14 protein-coding genes are annotated in these 19,879 nt (G+C 40.0%); 4 read left to right on the top strand and 10 right to left on the bottom strand.

Translation table 11 applies throughout. The features are described from left to right. Window positions 1-81: 81 nt before the first annotated feature. Complete coding sequence (locus FH971_RS20360) at window positions 82-234, bottom strand: hypothetical protein (protein WP_167495963.1); 153 nt, start codon at window positions 232-234, stop codon at window positions 82-84. Window positions 235-327: 93 nt separating this feature from the next. On the opposite strand from FH971_RS20360, the gene FH971_RS02675 reads away from it, so the two are divergent. After that, entirely contained in the window at window positions 328-1,212 is an 885-nt protein-coding gene (locus FH971_RS02675; RefSeq protein WP_137223139.1) for a LysR family transcriptional regulator, read from the top strand. A 104-nt stretch (window positions 1,213-1,316) separates the two neighbouring features. Here FH971_RS02675 and fusA read toward each other — a convergent pair whose 3' ends face one another. The 3 genes from fusA to FH971_RS02660 all read right to left on the bottom strand — a co-directional run bounded on the left by fusA (window position 1,317) and on the right by FH971_RS02660 (window position 9,960). Beyond that, a complete protein-coding gene (gene fusA, locus FH971_RS02670) occupies window positions 1,317-3,410 on the bottom strand; it encodes an elongation factor G (RefSeq protein ID WP_140233252.1) in 2,094 nt (697 codons plus the stop codon). A 388-nt stretch (window positions 3,411-3,798) separates the two neighbouring features. Beyond that, a complete protein-coding gene (locus FH971_RS02665; protein ID WP_140233251.1) occupies window positions 3,799-5,268 on the bottom strand; it encodes a diguanylate cyclase in 1,470 nt (489 codons plus the stop codon). Window positions 5,269-5,406: 138 nt separating this feature from the next. Beyond that, complete coding sequence (locus tag FH971_RS02660) at window positions 5,407-9,960, bottom strand: ATP-binding protein (protein ID WP_140233250.1); 4,554 nt, start codon at window positions 9,958-9,960, stop codon at window positions 5,407-5,409. Between the two features lie 129 nt (window positions 9,961-10,089). Here FH971_RS02660 and FH971_RS02655 point away from each other — a divergent pair, with 129 nt between their 5' ends. Next, complete coding sequence (locus FH971_RS02655) at window positions 10,090-11,001, top strand: LysR family transcriptional regulator (RefSeq protein ID WP_137223147.1); 912 nt, start codon at window positions 10,090-10,092, stop codon at window positions 10,999-11,001. Between the two features lie 170 nt (window positions 11,002-11,171). On the opposite strand, the gene FH971_RS02650 is transcribed toward FH971_RS02655, so the two are convergent. From FH971_RS02650 to FH971_RS02625, 6 genes are all read right to left on the bottom strand, one after another. After that, window positions 11,172-12,500 (bottom strand): transporter, encoded by a 1,329-nt coding sequence (locus FH971_RS02650; protein ID WP_206194441.1) that lies wholly within the window; start codon window positions 12,498-12,500, stop codon window positions 11,172-11,174. A 29-nt stretch (window positions 12,501-12,529) separates the two neighbouring features. Beyond that, complete coding sequence (locus FH971_RS02645) at window positions 12,530-13,243, bottom strand: hypothetical protein (protein WP_140233249.1); 714 nt, start codon at window positions 13,241-13,243, stop codon at window positions 12,530-12,532. 10 nt (window positions 13,244-13,253) lie between these two features. Continuing rightward, window positions 13,254-13,952, bottom strand: a complete 699-nt coding sequence (locus FH971_RS02640; RefSeq protein ID WP_140233248.1) for a C39 family peptidase — start codon at window positions 13,950-13,952, stop codon at window positions 13,254-13,256. Between the two features lie 53 nt (window positions 13,953-14,005). Further along, window positions 14,006-15,088 carry a hypothetical protein gene (locus FH971_RS02635; RefSeq protein WP_140233247.1) on the bottom strand — a complete coding sequence of 361 codons (1,083 nt, stop codon included), beginning with the start codon at window positions 15,086-15,088 and terminating at the stop codon, window positions 14,006-14,008. A 25-nt stretch (window positions 15,089-15,113) separates the two neighbouring features. After that, entirely contained in the window at window positions 15,114-15,731 is a 618-nt protein-coding gene (locus FH971_RS02630) for a hypothetical protein (protein WP_140233246.1), read from the bottom strand. 381 nt (window positions 15,732-16,112) lie between these two features. Further along, window positions 16,113-17,438: a sigma-54 dependent transcriptional regulator gene (locus FH971_RS02625; RefSeq protein ID WP_140233245.1), complete on the bottom strand. Its 1,326-nt coding sequence runs from the start codon at window positions 17,436-17,438 to the stop codon at window positions 16,113-16,115. Window positions 17,439-18,003: 565 nt separating this feature from the next. On the opposite strand from FH971_RS02625, the gene FH971_RS02620 reads away from it, so the two are divergent. Next, window positions 18,004-19,188 carry a C15 family peptidase gene (locus FH971_RS02620; RefSeq protein ID WP_140233244.1) on the top strand — a complete coding sequence of 395 codons (1,185 nt, stop codon included), beginning with the start codon at window positions 18,004-18,006 and terminating at the stop codon, window positions 19,186-19,188. A gap of 83 nt (window positions 19,189-19,271) precedes the next feature. Further along, window positions 19,272-19,877: a SprT family zinc-dependent metalloprotease gene (locus tag FH971_RS02615; RefSeq protein ID WP_140233243.1), complete on the top strand. Its 606-nt coding sequence runs from the start codon at window positions 19,272-19,274 to the stop codon at window positions 19,875-19,877. The last annotated feature ends 2 nt before the right edge of the window (window positions 19,878-19,879 follow it).

The raw sequence follows: 19,879 nt of genomic DNA, 5'->3' as shown, positions 1-19,879 counted from the left end.
TAGTGAGTATACCAATACTCCTCAAGCGAAGGTACATACAGACTAATGACAAAAGGGGGATAAAACAGCAATAAACCCAGCTTAAGCTGGGTTTATTGGTTGAGATTTTTGCTCAATAGGCTGTGTACTCGGTGCAGCAGCTGTTTGTGACACATTAGATGATAACATCTCATGCTTCACTGGCATCGCCGCTTCCCATAATGCGCCAACCCATAAACTTGAAGTTGATTTCATTGCCATGGCTCCATTTCGTTAACGAGTTCAAAGTAATCCTTTATGCTTCATAGGTAAAATGAATAATCATAATAGACTGGATTCCATTTAAGCATGAACATCCCAATAAAGAACTTGCAGAGTTTTTTAACCTTAGTTGAAACCGAAAACTTTACCCGTGCGGCGCAAAAATGCTTTATGACCCAACCGACTCTAACAAAAATAATCCAACGTTTAGAACACGATGTGGGTGAACAATTGCTTGTTAGGAACAACCAAAAGGTTGAGTTAACTCAAGCAGGGCATCTCGTTGAGCAAAGTGCTCGAGAAATTTTAGGCCATTGGCATCGACTTCAAGAAGATATTAGTAATCTTAGTGGTTTAAAAACTGGACGCTTACGGCTTGGGATATGCCCAATGATGAGTAGTTTATTTATTGGTTTACTCACAACCTACAGAAAGCAATACCCAGGTATCGAAATGCAAATGTATGAATACGGTGGTTTTGGGTGTGAGCAAGCATTAATTAATAACAGCCTTGATATTGCCTTCACAGCGCTTCCAACGACTCACAAAACAGAGCTAGCCAATCAACTACTCATTAAGCACCCTATGCTTGCCTGCTTGCCTGAAGGCCACTCGTTAAGTGACAAAGCTGAAATCAGCTGGCAAGATCTCGAGTCTTATCCTTTTATTTTATATAATGAAGACTTTTCATTGGCTAAATTAATACGCCGCTTAAGTCGTAAAGCTGGTGTACAACTTAATATTGCTTTTCGAAGCGGTCAGTGGGACTTTATAGCAGCCATGGTTGAAGCTAACTTAGGCGTGGCTATTTTACCCGAACCCATTTGCCAACGATTAACCAATAACAAGTTAGTATTTAAACCGATGCAACCAGCAATGACATGGGACTTAGCATTAATATGGCGTGAAAACCTGCCGTTAACCCCACCAGCGAACGCATTATTAACACTTAGTAGAAACAGTCATAAATAATATTTATCCCATCAGTATTAAAGTCTAGTGCTGATATCATAAAATTAAGGCATAAAAAAACCGCTGCCTAAGCAACGGTTTTTATCAGCAAATCGAAACTAGAATTACTTCTTAGCTTCAGCAGCCTTACGCTCTTTAACTTGAGCAACTACTTTTTCAGATACGCTGTTAGGACATGGTGCGTAGTGAGCAAATTCCATAGAGAATTGACCACGACCAGAAGTCATTGTACGTAATGAACCGATATAACCGAACATTTCTGATAACGGTACGTCAGCTTTAATACGAACACCTGTAACACCAGCATTTTGATCTTTAATCATACCGCGACGACGGTTAAGGTCACCAATTACGTCACCAACGTTGTCATCTGGGCTGAATACGTCAACATTCATGATAGGTTCAAGAAGTTGTGCACCGGCTTTAGGCATAGATTGACGGAACGCACCTTTAGCAGCGATTTCGAACGCGATAGCTGACGAGTCAACTGCGTGGAAAGCACCATCTTGAAGTTCAAGTTCAACGTCTAACACAGGGAAACCAGCGATAGTACCGGTATTCATCATGCTCTTGAAACCTTTCTCAACAGCAGGCCAGAATTCTTTAGGTACGTTACCACCAACCACTTTCGAGGTGAAAGTGAAACCAGTATTTTGCTCGCCAGGACGAATAACGTAATCAATTTTACCAAACTGACCAGAACCACCAGACTGTTTCTTATGCGTGTAGCTATCTTCAATTTCTTTAGTGATAGTTTCACGGTAAGCCACTTGAGGCTCGCCTACAATTAGGTCAACGCCGTAAGTACGCTTAAGAATATCAACCTTAATGTCTAAGTGAAGTTCACCCATACCTTTAAGGATGGTTTCACCTGAATCAATGTCAGTTTCAACGCGGAAAGATGGATCTTCTGCAATCATTTTACCGATAGCAATACCCATTTTCTCGCTTCCGCCTTTATCTTTTGGCGTTACAGAGATAGAAATAACTGGCTCAGGGAATACCATGGCTTCAAGAGTACAAGGGTGCTTAGGATCACATAAAGTGTGACCAGTTTGCACGTTCTTCATACCCACGATAGCGATAATGTCACCAGCTTGTGCTGATTCAAGTTCGTTACGTTCATCAGCTTGCATTTCAACCATACGGCCAATACGCTCAGTTTTACCGGTAAACGAGTTAAGGATGGTGTCACCCTTCTTGATACGGCCTGAATAGATACGTACGAAAGTTAATGCACCAAAACGGTCGTCCATGATTTTGAATGCTAATGCTTTGAAAGGCGCATCAACATCAACAATAGCGAACTCACCATTTTCGTTACCTTCTTCGTCAGTTAGAGGTTGTGGATCAACTTCAACTGGATCAGGTAAATAATCAACAACGGCATCTAGTAGTAACTGCATACCTTTGTTTTTGAATGCGCTACCACAATATGTTGGGAACACAGCCATTGTACGAGTACCGGCACGGATACAACGCTTAACGTCTTCTATAGATGGTTGAACACCTTCCATATAAGCTTCTAATAAGTCATCGTCTTGCTCAAGAGCAGTTTCGATTAACATTTCACGGTATTCTTCAACTAAGTCAACCATGTCAGCAGGTACAGGTTGAATTGTGAAGTTTTCAGGTAAACCAGTATCGTCCCAAACGTGAGCTTCGCGAGTTAATAGGTCAACAACACCAATGAATTCGTCTTCAATACCTATTGGTAAAACCATAACTAAAGGATTAGCCGCTAATACGTCTTTAGTTTGCTTAACAACACGTAAAAAATCAGCACCCATACGGTCTAATTTGTTTACGAAGATGATACGCGAAACTTCAGAATCGTTAGCATAACGCCAGTTAGTTTCTGACTGAGGCTCTACACCGCCTGAACCACAGAATACACCGATACCGCCATCAAGCACTTTTAGCGAACGATAAACTTCAACTGTAAAGTCAACGTGGCCTGGAGTGTCAATAACGTTAAAACGGTAGCCTTTCCAGAAACAGCTTACTGCTGCTGACTGAATGGTAATACCGCGCTCAGCTTCCTGTTCCATGAAGTCTGTGGTTGATTCACCATCATGTACTTCACCGATCTTATGGATCTTACCGGTTAGCTTAAGGATACGCTCGGTGGTCGTGGTTTTACCCGCGTCAACGTGAGCGAAGATACCAATGTTTCTGTATTTGGATAATTCGGTCATGATTCAACTTTAATGATTAGTTTAAGAAGTAGACGGAGCATGCGAAAAAGAACCGACACACCGCACATCAGGTTATTAAGGCGCATATTGTAAATTGGAACCTTGCTGGGCGCAAATAGCTGGTGCAATATTTATTTATTTTTAGCTCAAAAAATCGATATTAATGACTAGAATCACATATAAAACAAACGACTAAAAATAATAGATTATTTTTTAGCCGTCACGTTATTTTACCCTAAAAATGTTAAATTCGAGGTTAAATACCTAAAATAGCATTTTTAGGTGCATTTTATGATGAATATGAGTTTGCCGCGATGCCCACTATGTTCTTATTATCGAATAAGACCAGTGACGAAAAAGAGTATACACATTAATCAAAATAATTTTATCAGGCGCTACAATATTGATTACGCCCAGACTGCTTGGCTTTAAACAAAGCCCCATCGGCACGTTCAAAACAAGCTTGAATCGGTTCATTGTCCTTCAATAGGGCAATACCATAACTACAGGTCACTTTGATATTATTGTAAAAATGGAAGTGGGTAAGTTCATCAGTAATTCGTTGGCAAAGTTCGGTAGCATCGTGCAATGCTACATGCTGACACACCACCACAAATTCTTCACCGCCCCACCTTGCAACAACATCCAGATCTCTCACCGATGCTTGTAACACTTGTGCGACTTGAACTAATATTTTGTCACCAACAGTATGTCCATGCTTGTCATTTATTGCTTTAAAAAAATCGATATCAATAACAACCAAACTAATATTATTGTTTGCTTGTTTGTTCTGTTGAGGCTGCCTAGGATCATCTAAAAAGGTTTGATTAAAATATTGACGATTAAATAGTTTTGTCAATGGGTCGTGTTGAGCTAAAAAATCCAAATCGCTATTTTTTTGTTCCAATTCTAAATGCAATTGTTGTAACTGCTTATTGTTTTTTTCTAAGTGGACATTGTACTTACTCACACAAATCGTTCGATAAAGTAAGAATAGAATAAGCATCCCAAGTACAGTACCAACTTGGATAACAACACTATAATCAATGTCTTCAATGACGGTAATATTATGCCATTTTTTATAAATAGCATTATGATCAGCTTGAGTGATTTTTGCTAGACCAGCATTAATCTGCGGTAACAAAGTTTTTTTTGCCTTGATAACGCCTATGCGTAACTCATCTTCAGGACCACCCCAACCTGCAATTTTAAGTGATGTTAATCCCTGTTGCTGAATATACGCATTAACCGAAAACATCGATCCGACAAATACGTCTACCTCACCATTAGCGACTTTTTCTAATCCCTGCCGTTCATTACTGGTTAATATGGTGTTAAGGCTGGGGTAATACCGTTGTACATACTCGACTAAGCGATAATCTTTGGGGATGGCCAATAAGCGGTTGCCGATATTTTCAAACCCTTGTAAAAATGGTTGAGATTTTAGTGACACCAATACATTTGGTGATTTAAAAAAGACCTGACTAAAGGATAGATATTGGTCACGTTTAGGCGTTTGATTTAAAATGGGCGTTAGTTCGCATTCACCCTGTTTGAGTAATTCCAGGCTCTGTCGCCAAGACGAAGTGGGGACTAACACAAAAGTCAGATTGGTATAATGTGCTAATAAAGCTAAATAATCAGATGAAATTCCAGTATGACGACCATCAACAATGGCTTCATAAGGTAACCAATCAGGATCAACACAATATCGTACGACATTACTATTTTTTAAATTAACGATGGATTGACTATCCACCACCGAAGCATGAGCATGCTTAGTGTCGATTCCATTAATCAATATCCAAAGCGTAATCAATAATACTTTAGAAGATCCAAGCCAACTCAATTCTCTCAATAGTGTGATCCAACAATTCTAATAAAATAGTTGAACGAAAAAGTGTATACAATGTTGAGTGTATTACAACATACGAAAGTATGACAAAAAAATACCCACCAAAAGGTGGGTATTTTATTCAACAATCAATCTAACGTATTATGCTTCGACTGGTGAGATAACAAACAGTAAGTCACCTTGTGACACTTGCTGACCATTACTATTGAGAATACGTTCTATGCGATACTTTTGATCTTCAGGATATAACACACCCGTTTGACGATTAAAGCCCGCTAACGTAAGTTGAGAGAACATCTTCATTGCTTCCATCAATGCTAATGTTTGTTCAACCGTGACAATGTCACCTTCTTTAACAAAGTCTGCTTCACCCGGTGCTGGAGAGGTATAGAAAATACCTGCGCCTTGGGCCAATACTTTCAGTTCATTACTTTCACCAACACGTAATGATTCAGTATCAACGCCAATGGTTTCAGCAGCCGCTTCCATTTCAGCAATCAGTGCTGGAATATCTAACTCAGCCATTAAACGTGGTAAGTAGTTAGTGTCATACACACCTTCATTGAACGTTGGATCTTTAAGGATAAGCTTCAATAATGGAATGTTAGTCGCAATACCTTTAATCACAACGCTATCAAGGTACTCATACATTTTAGCTACTACGTCAGCACGATCAGTACCGCGTATGATGATCTGTGCGATCAAGCTATCATAGTATGGCGACACTTCTTTGCCTGTTGCTGCAATCGAAATAATTTCAACATCATCACGCTGAGGCAAAATACATTCAGTAATGTTACCTGGATTAGGTATAAGCTGAAGAATACCTTGACTATCTAGTGCCGCTTTCTCTGCTGTCACACGCACTTCCATGGCGTAACCTTGGTCAACTGGCTCCAATTTTTCAATTGAACGACCTGCAGCAATATCAAACTGCGCACTAACAATATCAATACCAGATGTTGCTTCAGTGACGGGATGTTCTACTTGAAGACGCGTATTCATCTCCATGAAGTACACTTCGTTTGCATCCAAGTTATAGATAAACTCAACAGTGCCTGCGCCCATATAATCGGTCGCCTCACCTAACGCACGAGTGTATTCCATCACACGTTGTTTAAGCTCTTCAGGCAACATAGTTGAACCTGATTCTTCAATCACTTTCTGGTTATTACGTTGAACTGAACAGTCGCGAATACCCAATACTTTGGTATTACCAAACTTATCACGCAGTAACTGCACTTCAATATGGCGTAATGATGTAACGTATTTCTCTAAATACAAATCACCATTACCAAATGCAGCGGCGGCTTCTGTTGCGGTTCTCTGGAAGAAGCTAATCATGTCCTCAGGGCGTTTAACAACCTGAATACCTTTACCACCACCACCTTGTACCGCTTTTAATAGTACTGGATAACCAATTTCTGACGCTACGTTCACCGCCTGCTCGGCATTACTCAAAATACCGTGGCTACCTGGCACAACGGGTACGTTTTGCGCTTGAGAGGTGTGAATGGCATTAGATTTGTTACCCATTGTGGTCATTGAATACACACTAGGGCCAACAAAGTTAACTCCGTTGTTAACACATAACGCTGCAAACTGCGGGCTTTCAGATAAGAAACCGATACCAGGATGTAATGCATCAACATCTTCATATTCAGCTACTTTTAATACTGAGTAAGCATTAAGGTAACTTTCATCTGAAGTATTACCGCCAATACACACAAGCTTATCGCTATCTTTAAGCATGTCTGCAGGAACAGATGTCATGTCAGGATCTGAGGCAACCAATACAACATTAATATTGTTGTCATGTGCTTTACGGATTAATTTAACCGCCGTACAACCACGAGCATGTATTAACACTTTATGAATTGGCTTCATCAACGCACGAGGATCATCTTGTACAATGACTTTTTCTAACTCAACGACTTCAGGTACAAGAGTAGACAAGGCTTTACCGATCACGTCTTCAATCTTCATTGTCGGTAATGGCATAAGTGGGTCAATACCAGACAACTGAGTATCTAAGGTCTCGCAAAACGGGTTATGAACTAACCCTGTCATCGCACCAGGTACTTTAGATAAGTAGTTCGATAAAGTTGCTGTTGACGGTAAGTACGCAGGTACTACCATTTGTCCAGCAAATGGCATATTGGTGCCTGACAAATAGTAAGTCTGCACTAAAGGGTGCGTCACGAAGCTAGCTTGAGCACCACCAGTACAATCACCAAAACCAAACATCAACACAGGTAATTCATTATCACGTATAAAGCGGGTAATACGGTCGTTTACAACAGCCATAGAGAATAGTGCTGCTGCACCTTCTTTAGTCTGCATACCACCAGAACTGATAAAGCAAATAACCGGTAATTTACGTTTAGCACATTCAATCAGTAACGAACTGAATTTTTCAGCACTGGCCATATCAAATGCGCCGGCTTGGAAGGCCGTATTTGAAACCGCAACACCTACGCGTAACTTGCTACCATTATTATTAAAATCAGCTAGACCAGTAATTAAACCACAAGGACGGATCTTTTTATCGATAGCATCTTCAATTGATAAACGGAAACCAGGGAAGTTAAGCATGTTAGCTGACATTTTGTCGGCATCAATTTCATCAAACTTAGTAAAGAACTGTTTGACAACACTTTCCCAGCCCATCTTGCCTTTCTTTTTCTCTTCACGAAGTACTTTTTGGATCAGTAAATCCTGGTAACCCATCGTTAAACGGTTCCAGAAATCTTTACGACGGCCAATACGTACAGGGTTAATTGTCCCAGTGTACTTATCATGATCGTCTTCGCTATCAAAGTACTCAGGTAACAAGCGTTCAAAGAAGTAAGTTAGGATAACAAAAAGCGAATCGTTTAATTGTGGGAAACCCACACTCTTCCATTGCTCTACACGTGTTAACAGTTCGGCACGATTCGATTGATCCATAAAGTATTTAAGCCACTTATAGAACTTGTTCTTATCGTTAGCGTTATCACTGTTCGATATTGCGTTATCAATCGCTTTATGAAGTAACTTATCCACTGACTCGCGAGACAAACTTTTAGACATCATGGCTTCTTTGGAAATTGACGCCAAACTGCCCACTACATTGTCATATAACGCATTGAAGATAAGCACGTTGTGACACTGCCAAATAAAGTCTTCACGTAATTCATCATTAACAACAATGTCCAGCACAGTAAGCTGACTAAGTTCTGGCCATGGAGCTTGGGTCGCAGACTTAGGCAGCGACTCTAAATACTTAATTAAGCCATTGAAGTTGTTAGCCGCATTACTTTTCCAACGATGATATAACGACCAACCGATGTTAAATAACAATGCTTTACGTGCTTTTTTGTAGTTCTCTTTAGGTTCACCCAAAATAAAACGCGTAATCACGTTACGTTCGGTAGAAATCTCTTTACGTTTAGCGCTAAACGTACCCCATAATTTATTTAACTCTTCATCGTAAACTAACTTATCAGGGTTAGTTAACCACGCTTGGAATACACGCTCTTGCTCTTGTTTAATACGCGCTAACAAATCACCTTCAGGCACGCTCACTTTTGACAAGCGACCATATTGGTCTTGTGTAATTGAATGAATACGACTGCGCAAGGTCAAGTAACGCAAATAACGATAGGCACTACCAAAAATATTGTGGTACATCGTTGGGTTATTGGCGACAGATAAACGAGTATTGTTTTCGAGCGTAAGTAAGTTAGCCGAAGGCGATAAGAAACGCTGTAAACTTCTATCGTAGTGCTCTTTTAAATCTGTAGAATCACGTACAAAATTCATCGCAGCGCGTTCAACAGCTTCAATAGAGCTAATAATCGCACGACGTAAATTATGCTGGCGTTCATCTTTATCTGACGGCGTAAAATCGATAATGCCGTCAATACAACCGGCGGTATACAACTCTTCTGGTGATACGCCAACAGACTTAGCACATTCTTGCCATGACAAGTTGTACTTACGCGCAATGCTTTGTAAGCCTTGTGGCTGGATAGTATTGAAAATACCGTCTCGTACAGATAGTAAAATGTTGGCGGCTGCTAATGGAATAGCGCCACCTGAATAGCCTGCACCAATCACAATACCGACAGTAGGCACATCAACGTTAGCACTTTCAGCAATGGCTTTAGAAATGGTATGCGCTTGGTTTTGACTATTGGCAACTTCACCAGCATCAGCACCTGGAGTATCAATTAAATATACAATTGGCATACACAATTCAGCGAAGTGACGAATTGCTTTACATGCTGCAAGATGATGCTCTGGCATCCAAGCACCGTTTGCGGTCGTACGCTCTTGCGCAATAAAACCGATACGGCGTGTACGAGTGCCAAAATTAAGTTCCACTTCAGCACGATAAAACGGTCCGATATGACTTTCGGCAATAATTTTGCCTTTTAAGTCAGCGATCATACGCTTCGCCCCTGGGCGGTTTTTATCCAACGTTGGTTGAATAACTTTATTGACATAACCATCAACGTCTAAAGATGCCAAACTTTTCAAGTTAGCTTGAATGGTATCTTCTGTTAATAGTCCTTTCACTTCTTCAGATAAACTCTGCTTGTTATGAGCAGGAAATAATGAAAAATCTTTAGCCAAGTGTTCAGCTTGTAAGAAAAGTGGGTCAGCCGATAGTACTTGGGTCTTGTTAGCGGGCTGCTTTTTGCTGGTCATCCTTAGATCCTCTGCTTATATAGCCTCTGAAAAATTTTATTAGCCCGTAAATATAACTTTGTTAATGGGTAAATTACCATATAAACTACACTGGACGCTTTGTTCCATATTTGAGACAGTGAGGTTTGAATGCCCGATTTGAACGGTATGATGCTGTTTGCAGCCGTTGTTAGAGCCAGAGGATTCTCTCAAGCAGCACGAGAGATCGGACAACCTAAATCAACAATTAGCCGTAAAGTTGCCCAATTAGAAGAACAACTCGGGGTGCGATTACTCCAACGAGATACCCGAAATTTAAGTCTTACTCAAGTGGGCGCATTATTTTTTCAGCACTGTGATTCAATTAGTCATGAAATTGAGGCAGCCAAAGCCACGATAGAAAATACCCATAATGATATTTCAGGCTCATTACGCATTGCTATTCCAGTGTCATTTTCGCAAGATGTTATTGGCCATCTATGCTCTAGTTTTATGCGACTTTATCCCAACATAGAACTGGATATTCAATTTACAGACAGTGATGTAGGTCTTGTTGGTGAAGGTTACGATATTGCCATTAAGTATGGTCCGCTGCAGTCTTCCGATCTTGTGGCTCGATTATTATTTGAACGCCAACCTATTTTGGTTGCCAGCCCAGGTTATATTAAAAAATTCAGTAGTCCTGCAACACCACAAGAATTAACCCAGCACAAAGGTATTTTACTCGGTACGACTTTATCGGCCCCTATTTGGCCATTAGGGAAAGGCAACCGTAGAATCATGGCAACCTTTAAACGAAAAGTGCGTGTCAATAGCGCCAGTATGGTGAAGCGCTTAGCATTGGATGATTATGGTATTGCCATGCTGTCTAACACAAGTTGCAAACAAGAACTTGCAACCGGAAGCTTAGTACCCATTTTACAAGAATGGCCAATGGAACCCTTTAAAGTGTATGGGGTTTATTCAAGCCGCCGTCAGCTAGCCAGTAATATTAGTGCTTTTTTAGACTTCTTTACCAAGCGATATACCAGCCAAGAATCACTACATTCGATGATGAGTTAAGGCTAAACGACTTGTAAAAATATCGCCACCGCCCCTTTGTTATTGTGAATATTATTTAGTATTTAATACCAGAGCGATTAACGCGATAAATAACCTCAAATGGCCATATAATAAGCCTTTTGAGGTTATCTCGATTTAGAAACTTATAACGCTAAACTATCTGATCCGCACTAAAATCGATAAGGAAACCGCAAACTGATTTGGTAGTCAGGGGAGTCTTCTGTTAGTCCAGCACCCATTGATGTCACCATAGACAGATTAGGCGATAAAGCTAACGTAGCTCCAATACCTAAACTTGCGGTATTAGTGTCTGTACGAGGGATTTTCTCCCACTCCCCACCTTCTGGCCTTTGTTTGGTTTTACTGTAAAATCGCTGATTAAAGCTCATACTCAAACTCATTCGCTCAGACACCGCGAAAGCCAATCCCACGCTGTAATCCAGATAATCACCTAAATCAATTTCACCAGGGCTTAACCCTGTTGCACCAGATAAATCATCAAATGACTCTTTGAAGCTAACGCCATAATTCAGATTGAAAAATACAATTGCGGGATCAAACGTTTTTGCTAAGCTAAACCCTGTCGATACCCCCCAAACACCTGACCCTGTTGCCATTTCGGTCGGATAGGTCAAATTACCGGTTTCAGATGTTTCGAGCGGGATCCCAAACGGATCCTTTCCAGTTGGGGCACGAACTCTGACATTCCATACCCAATCGGGCCAATCTACTGATTCCGCATTAATTCGATAATAAACAGCACCACTGACATCGCCAATTTGACCACCACTAATTTTGGCGGTTTCATATCGTTGGCTAGAATTCCCTTCACCCACCGAGTCATATTGAGTCCATCGATACAGATACGGTAACCCGAGCTCGAACTGCCAGTTATCATTTAACGTATAACGGGTGGTGAGATCCAATTGTGTAGTATTCGTGCGAATACGATCTAAGTTTAAGTTACCCAAAAAAATGGCATCAAGCGCTAAAAAACCTCTCAGTATGAGATCTTTACGGCTGTAGTAACTATAGGTAAATGAAGGTTCTACAGTAAATTTTCGAGAAAAAACATTATGTGATTCTTGTAATACATCATCAGTACTTCTTGCTCTGTCTGGCGCTTTTTTTCGCTTTGTAGTCTGGCTGGCAATTACTGATTGCTGGCTTGATTGAGCACTTGGTCGCTCTGTTGGTAGTGCGGGTGCAGATGAGGGGGTTGATGCTGGCTGTTGGGTTGTTAAGGCGACATCTTTGTTGCTGGCTTGTCTGTTTAATGCCTCTTGCTTAAGCACCTGTTGAGCCATCTGATTAATCGTTTGTTGCTGCAATTTAATTTGTTGATTCAACTGAATCAGTTTTTGTTTAAGTGCTGCAATATCTTGTTCCGATAAGGTTGATTGTAAGGCTGGTTGAGGATCAATATCTGCAGCATATACAGGTACTGCCAATATTCCAGGCAGTATCACTGCAACTGCAGAGGTCCATTTCTTATTCATATATACATCCTTGCCTTGTACAGAATGAATTAAAATCCGAGTGCGGTTAAATCACTGATTTGCCTACCAAGTATATTTGACTCAATTGGTCCAACAGGCATACCGTCATACCTTAATGTTGACTGGTTTATCACGCCATGACTGAGTCCATCAATAAAAATGCTTTGAACTAACTGTCCATTACCATTTTGATAGCTAATACCTTGATTTGCCCTGCCTGAAGCCAGTTCGACCTGATAGCCAACGGTGTTACTGTTAGCCGAAAAAATAGTATTGCCATTATTGCTCACAAGCGTTGTCCCGACGGCAACATTGATTCCATTCAATAATGGTGCTAATCGACCTTGGGCCATGTCTAATTCATTTATGGCTAAGTTTTCATTGCCAGCAATTTGAATTCGTTGTTGTAACCCAGCAGTTTGTCCCAAGGTATCTAACTGAAAACTATTTTGACTAGCAACAACATTTGGATCGCTAATAGTAATATTTACCGAGGGTTGATTATCGACTTGAGCAAATTCGATTTGCATGCCAACCTGTTGCTGGACGCCATTATCTTGAATAAACTGCGTTTGCATTTGTAATCCAAAATAATAATCTTGACCATTATTGATGTATTTACCTTTCATTGAATCAAGTTCAAAATCAGTCAATACTTGACTGTGTTGAAATATCGTCAATGAAGGAGAACTCGCCATCACTGGAGCTGATATAGCCATTAATAGCATCATGCTTGGTTTCATACCTTCCTCCTTAAAGCATATCTGAATAAGAAAAACCAAATTCGAGTAACTCAGCATCTGTCATCGGTGAGAGTGGGTCGAGTGCTTGAAACGTTAATTTTGCTCTTGGGTGCAATAAAGGATTATCGCGTTGATATTCTTGCCCAATAACCACAAATACCACCCCATTCCACTTTTCTGTAAACTCATCCACTGTCATAATCCGATTTCCTAACGCAGGGTCACCTAAATAGACGTCTCCACCATTCTGGCGACGAAAAACAACAAAATGGCTATAACCACCATCATTGAGTAATACAATTGCAGGGATTTTGAGCAATGACATTTCAGCTTCACCGACTTTATATCCCCGTCCCCTTAATCCTTGAGATTGCAGATACCGTTTCATATTAAGCAATGAAAAACCTTGTTCCTTAACCATAGTCAAATCAGCATGCTCTAACATACCAATTAGCACTTTCTGCTCATCAATATCTTGACGGTCATAGGCATATTTCAACAAACTAGCCAAACTGGCGGCACCACATGAAAAATCTGTTTTTTGCTCTATAACATGTTCAAATTTTCTTTCACGTATACTCTGAATAGATTTAGAATAGGTTCCCATACCAGGCACAACCCCCGTTAACGGGATCTCGGCAGCATAATTGTAGTGAATTAAACTGAAAATGATCAATACACAGATAATCAATTGAGTAATGTTGCGCATAAGATGAATCAGGGGGCTAGCCCCCTGCCTTATTCATAAAAAGCTGAATAACACTATTCAGCACTTACAAGTGTCGAAGCAGCGGTAATGCTAGTTAACGCTAAATTATTTGACTGTAAGTTACCGGTACCACTTGCCAAGTTAACACCAATGTTACCCGATGCATTTTGGAAAGCTGTTCCTGCTAACAATGAGGAATTGTTGGTTTTTTGCACTTCAAGGATAACGTATGGCAATACACCGCTCACAGTTCCGCTCAACTCAACAGTACCAATCTCTTCAAAAGTCATCATACCGGGGCTACTTGGATTCTCAGCATCAAAATCAATATGACCAATTACTTGGCCATTACCATGAGTTCCATTACCGGAGATTACTTCTGGATAATAATTCTCAGCTAGAGTTGACGTTCCGCTCGAGGTTCCATCAGCAGTGAAAGAAAGTTCTATATTAGCTTCTCCCATTGTTTCATGCATGGCAGCCATATTCATCGTGCCGTTATAAGCAGTTTTTTGAACATTTGATACACTGGCTTCACCTAAACGTCCATTATAAGTGGATGCAGCCATATTATTGGCTTGAATATTATTGTTACCTGCAGCTACGTTGACGCCAATATTACCTGTGGCATTCATGAATGAAGCACCATTAATAGTAGACGTATTGGTTGAGGCATCATTCCACACTTCATTGCCTCCGCCCATTTGAGTACTGAAAATTTCAGCATCACCAGAACCAAAAGCAAAATCGGCATCAATAGAGGCTAACGCAGCTGAGTTACTTTGAGCATTGAAATCACCAGCGGCCTGGTTTACACCAATATTACCGCTTGAGTTTCTAAATGCATCGCCAGTGATTTTGGCGTCATTATCATGATAAAAATTCTCACCATAGTTACTGCTTGATTCTTGTAAATTTTCTATAACAGCCATGCCTAAGCCATTTGCTGTAATAGTACCTTCAATGGTGACCTTTCCTTTGTATTGAAGCTCTTTAGACACATCTACTTTTTTATCTAGCTCAACACTGCTGTCAGAATCGTTCATTCCATTGCCATGTCCATTTCCTGGTCCATTTGCATATGCAGAACCACTCATTATTGCTGCAATACTTAGCACTAGAGTTAGTTTTTTCATCTTCCATTCCTCCGATCGATGATTATTAATTCCCGCTTGGTAACTGCAACGAGAACTGGTTAATGGCAACATTATTGTCACCAGAAATTTGATTAACTTGCATCACGCCCTGCGCATCCAAAAAACTGTCTGGAGCGATATCGGCCTGATAGTATGATGATTGATAGGATGCCGGTGTCATTTGGCCTGACACTTGAGTTAGTGCTTCATCATTTAACCCCTGCCCCATAATGGTTTCTAGGGTCGAGTCCATGGCAATACTGCCTATGTTAGCTTGTATGTTTTGCTCACCGCTGACTTGATTAATACTTGCTAAGCCTTGAAACTGAGCAAATGCTTGACTGTCTATTACTGCAGTAAGTTGCTTAGTGGATTCTGGTAATAATCTTGGTTGAGTTAATTGACTATAATCAATCGTTTTGATCGATGTGCGTTGGCCTAATGCATGACTGTTAGACTGAATATTAAAATCGCCAGCAGCTTGGTTGATACTTGCTCGACCTGCTCCTTGCATCACATGTGAACCAATGACAGTAGAATCATCAGCGTAAGAATGAGCAACCAGTACTAACACACTAAGTTGTATTCCTCGTTTCAATGACAATTGCAATAGGCTGCAATATGATCTGCTAATGATATCCATAAGATGTTCCTTCCATACTCGATATAAGGATACAGCAACACTTATGCCAACATATAAAAGTTATTATTTTCAATTAGATAGATATTTTTTAGTGGAAAGGTATTCTCAAAATTAAGAATAAAAATTGCTAGGTTGTTGAAATAGCGTTTAATTTAAAATAAAAGCTAAATCTTAATAATGAGACTGAATGTGCCAGCAATATATTTTTTGAAGCTTTTCAACTCAGATCAAGAGATAAAATGGATAGAATAGATAAATAAAAGTGGGAATAACTAATTTTAATATCAATATTGCGGTTTTACATCTCAAGCACATTTATCTACAATCGTTACGCATTGTAGATAAAAGAATAAACTTGCATTGGATTACCTATTAGCAAGATTAAATTAGCTGTATGTGATGCTTATCCATGAGTCTATAAAAGGTTGCTCGAGAAATATCTAAATAACTTGCTGCCAATTCAACTTGCCCGTCGGCAATAAGAATAGCCTGTTGCAATGCTTGTTTCTCAGCATTGTCCTTTAAGGTTTTAAGTGATAATGCAATGTGACGTTTCTTTTCGATATTAGCTAACTCTAGATTTTGTGCTGTGATCTGTTGCGTGTCGCACAATACCACCGCTCGGCGAACCCGATTAATTAACTCGCGGACATTACCTGGCCATGGATAATTTAATAATGCATGGCATGCAGATTGCGATAATGGTTTAGCCACTAGCCCATATTCATTCGAATACACCCGAATAAATTGATTTGCTAAACCGATTATATCATCACGCCTTTCTTTTAACCTTGGGGTATTAATGGTTATGCCATTTAAACGATAATAGAGATCTAACCTAAAACGGCCCTGATCAATAGCATTTTCTAAATCAACATGAGTAGCCGATAAAATTCGCACGTTAGCCGATTGCGTTATGCAGCCGCCCACTGAATCGAACAAACCTTCCTGTAAAAAACGCAATAAATTGACTTGTAACTCGGCGGGTAAATCGCCAATTTCATCTAAAAAGAGTGTTCCACCATCAGCCAATGCAATTTTGCCTTTTCTGTTACTTGTTGCGCCTGTAAAAGCACCTTTCTCATGACCAAACAAGTCCGAGTGAATTAAGCCCGCCGCCATGGCACCACAGTTAACGGTGATAAAAGGTCCATCTTTTCTGGAAGATGATTGGTGTAATTGGGTCGCCACTAATTCTTTTCCAGTGCCAGATTCACCTCGAATAAGCACAGGAATATCTGTCGGTGCCACGCGCTCAATTTGCCTATATAGTTGCTGCATCGTTTCTGATTGAGTTATTGGATGTTCCGGGTCATTACAAGGTAGTTCAGGTTGCGGAGTTTGATATTGTTGCTTTAATTTAGACAAACCAAGCCCATGGCCCAAACACTTCTCTAATCTTTCGGGATCTATTGGGCTTGTACAAAAATCCCAAGCAAATTGAGCAATAAATGTTGTAATTTCAGAGTTATCAAGCTGAGCTTTGTTAATCAGTACAATAATATGTATCCTCGGATCCAACTCTTTAACCAGGTAGTTGATTTCATTTATAATATTGTCTGTACGAAGGTCGATTAGACATAAAGCACAATTGGAAGGGATTTTATTTTTATCATATTTATCAATGTAATGAAGTTGAAAATGTAATCGAGCAAGCACTTCATTCAGCTCATTACACTGAAAACCTGCCATTAATAATGGTTCCATGTTGATATCCTTTCAATACTGTACACACAAAAGTGCTAATACAAGATTAGCCTGTGCATCATATCTATAGATATAACCGGATAATGTTACTTAAATACAAACTGGGTTTAGTTCATTTACTTGCCTATATCATCGGTAACCCATTACATAACGTTTGTAATTACTTATCAAAGGTATTTCATTTAAAAAGTATGAGCATACCTTGCTTTTTTATCATCTTAATATCAGTTTCTCACCCCAGATTAACCATATCGATGACTAATTTCAGTGCATTTTATCTCAGCTACATCTTATTATATGAACTTATTATGGTCTAAAATTGATAATAGTATACAAAAAAAAGCAATTAAATTGACATATCTGCAACATTTAACAATTCGCCAAATATCGGCTTAAATTGACGCTCAAAAAAGCTTACTGATGTGCAAGAATTAAAAGCACTCTTAAACCACCTAAACAACTGTGTTATAAATATAACTGAGATTAAACGTTAGTCCGCCTTATGGGCAATAAAGTCGTTAAACGCACCCCAAAAATAGACATCGAGGATCCTTAAGGAATCGTCATGAAAAAAAATCGTTCTGTTCTAGCCTTAAGTTCACTGGCATTATTCACCTTATCAGGTGCAGTTAATGCCAGCCTACTCCAAAAGAATATTGAAGAAATGCGGGTCTCTAAGGCTGAGCAAACCTTGCCTGATGTGGTTAATCGTTATCAAGCTATCAGCGATACTGTAGAGGTCAAGTTGGCACAAGCCACTGATGAATTGACCGTTACTGAAATGGCAGCGCATCAAGGACACAGATTATGGCAGCAAGCGGTGCGCGATATCCAATCGGGACACAGTGACGATCGCTCCTTGTACTGGAGTCGTTTAAGCATGCGTAACGTCTTAAAACAAGATAAAGCTGGATTTAATCTTGCTAAATGGCAACGCGATATTTTGGTCAAAGCAGTTGAGAAGTCCTCTCGCGGTTTTAGTGATATTGAGTTTTCCCCCGACAGCCAAATTAACATTATAGTGACTGGCTTTGATCCCTTTTTTCTTGATAGAAATATTGGCCAAAGTAATCCATCTGGTTTGGCGGCCTTAGCACTTGATGGTTATCAATTTGAGGTTAACGGCAAAAAAGCACAGATTGAAACGGTAATGATACCGGTTCGATTCAGCGATTTCGATAATGGTATTATTGAATCATTACTCACGCCTTTTTATCGTGACAACACTGTTGACATGGTGTTTACCATTAGTATGGGGCGTGAAAATTTCGATATTGAACGTTTTCCGGGACGTAACCGTAGTGCAGAAGCCCCTGACAATTTAAATATATTAACAGGAGCCAGTCACACAAATCCTAAAGCACCATTATTTAATAATAGTGTCTCTGCTGATGGTAAATTAAATGGCCCTGAATTTGTGCAGTTTTCACTACCCGTAGAGGCTATGAAAGCAGTAAAAGGTCATTGGAGTGTTAATGACAACAATCAAATTAGCACCTTATCTCGGGGGCAGTTTAAGGCATCCTCACTGGCTGAATTGCAAAATGAAATTTCTGTAGAAGGCTCTGGTGGCGGCTATTTATCCAATGAAATTTCATATCGCAGTATTTTACTTCGAGATCAATTTAACTTGAAATTACCGGTAGGACACATTCATACTCCACGAATTAAAGGTTACGACTCACAAGTAGAGTCAGACATTGTTGAACAAATTCGTGCCATGATAGCTGCAGCTGCTAGCACACTGTAATGTCTGCAAACTTAAATTAAGAGGCCGATACTTTACTTGTCTGAATATTTCATTAGTCATTCAAGCAAGTGAAGCAATCCAACATGTTTAAAAGTATTTTCAATCTCACTCAACGCGCACACCAAGTGCTAACGCCAGATATCCACACAAAGGTGTCTTCGTTATCAGCGCGCCCCCACCAACAGCTGAGCACAACCGTTAGCGATCCGCTACAACAGCAGATCTTGGCCAAAGTCGAAGCGGACTACCAATTAGCCGAACAACATTTCAAGCGTCAGTTTCCTCGTCCTAGTGTGCATTTCAGCTTACGTGGAAAAAGCGCAGGCACAGCGCATTTACAAACCAATAAATTACGTTTTAATCCGGTGTTACTGGCTGAAAATCCAGATATTTTCATTACTGAAGTAGTGCCACATGAAATTAGCCATTTAGTGTGTTTTCATCTATTTGGTAAAGTAAGACCTCATGGTAAAGAATGGCAAAGCGTTATGCTGACGACATTTAATATTTCCCCCAAGACCACTCACCAACTCAATACTCAGTCTGTCAGTGGCCAACAATTCGAATATTTTTGCGGCTGTGGCAGCGTGCCGCTAAGCATAAGACGTCACAACAGAATTGTCCGAGGCCAAACTAAGTATCGCTGTCGCCGTTGTAAACAGACATTAACCCCTTTAAACCCTAAATAACC

Source organism: Shewanella polaris (assembly GCF_006385555.1).
GTDB classification, from domain to species: domain Bacteria; phylum Pseudomonadota; class Gammaproteobacteria; order Enterobacterales; family Shewanellaceae; genus Shewanella; species Shewanella polaris.
Note: the sequence above shows the minus strand (reverse complement) of the source record. Positions and strands in the feature narration are given on the sequence as shown.